1 protein-coding gene is annotated in these 1,711 nt (G+C 38.0%); it reads left to right on the top strand.

Annotation, left to right across the window (positions count from 1 at the left end; genetic code table 11):
* A partial coding sequence (locus ACOVO2_RS17575; RefSeq protein WP_421771236.1) for a class I tRNA ligase family protein occupies nt 1-1,391 on the top strand: 1,391 nt, incomplete at its 5' end.
* Nucleotides 1,392-1,711 lie beyond the last annotated feature (320 nt).

Below are 1,711 nucleotides of genomic sequence, written 5' to 3'. Positions count from 1 at the left end.
CTTGTATCGTAGCAAAAGATAAAAAAGCGGCTTTGAAAATTGCCCGTGATAAATATCAGTTATTTGCCTTGAGCGAAACCGACCTTACGCAAGATGAAGATGTTTTGGACACTTGGTTTAGTTCATGGTTATGGCCAATTTCGGTTTTTGATGGCTTTAAAGACCCTGATAATGAAGATATTAACTATTATTACCCGACCAATGATTTAGTAACTGCCCCTGAGATTTTGTTCTTCTGGGTGGCACGTATGATTATTGCGGGATATGAATATAAAGGTACATACCCATTCAAAAATGTATATTTGACGGGTATCGTAAGAGACAAACAAGGCCGTAAAATGTCGAAATCATTGGGAAATTCACCTGACCCAATCGAATTGATTGAAAAATACGGTGCAGATGGTGTTCGTACAGGTATGTTGTTTAGCTCTCCAGCAGGAAATGACTTGCCTTTTGATGAGAAACTATGTGAGCAGGGACGTAACTTTAGTAATAAAATCTGGAATGCTTTCCGTTTAATCAAGGGATGGGAAACTCAGTCAACAGTCGACAGTCAACAGTCAACAGTTATCAGTAATAGATTGGCAGTTAGTTGGTTCAAAACCAAAATGAATAAAGTAGTTGCCGAGACGCTTGACCATTACAATAAGTTCAGAATGTCGGATGCCTTGATGAGTACTTACAACCTCATTTGGGATGATTTCTGTTCGTTGTATTTGGAAATGATTAAGCCAGCTTACGTTGACGGAAAAGGCTTACCAATCGACCAAGAAACCTACGATGCAACACTCGAAATCTTCGATGAATTGATGCGTTTGATTCACCCTTGGATGCCGTTTATTTCGGAAGAATTGTGGCAGTCGATTAAGGAAAGAGGTACAAATGATTCAATTTGTTTGGCTCAATTTCCACAAGGTGGTGAAGTAAACGAAAGTCTTTTAGCTGATTTTGAGTTATTAAATGAAATCGTTTCGACGGTTCGTAATACTCGAAATGCCAAGCAGATTTCACCGAAAGAAGCATTGCCATTGGCGGTAAAAACCGAAAATCAAGCACGTTACGAAACTTTATCGGGCTTAATCAAAAAAATGGCGAATATCTCTGATATTCAATACGTTAGCGATAAAGCCGAAGGTATGAGTTTCGTTATCAAAGGCGATGAACTAACGATTGATTTAGGTAAAAATTTGGATATAGAAGAAGAAAAAGCAGCTCTACAAAAAGATTTAGATTATATCATAGGTTTCAAGAAATCGACCGAAGCAAAATTGTCGAATGAGCGTTTTGTACAAAATGCAAAACCAGAAATCATCGAAAAAGAACGCCAAAAATTGGCCGATGCCGAAACAAAAATCAAAGCTTTGGAAGAAGCTTTGGCGAAGTTGGGTTGAGGTTTTTAGAATAATTTTAAAAGGTAGTTTTGACATTTCAAGACTGCCTTTTTTGTTTGGGCTAAAGCCCAGTTGTTGATATATTTTCAGTTATCCGTCAGTTAAAACTGACGGCAATGAATAGAAAATTTGGTCTGAGGCTAAGGAGTGAGTTATTTCATTGCCGTCTGTGCGACCCAGTCTGCTTTAGCTGACGGATACTAAGATGAAAATTCAATATCGGCTTTAGCCAAAGGAGAAGTTTGGGCTAAAGCCCAGTTGTTGATGTGTTTTCAGTTATCCGTCAGTTAAAACTGACGGCAATGAATAAGTTTTTATAA

Origin of the sequence: Emticicia sp. (assembly GCF_049241225.1) — a bacterium.
Lineage (GTDB): Bacteria > Bacteroidota > Bacteroidia > Cytophagales > Spirosomataceae > Emticicia.
Note: the sequence above shows the minus strand (reverse complement) of the source record. Positions and strands in the feature narration are given on the sequence as shown.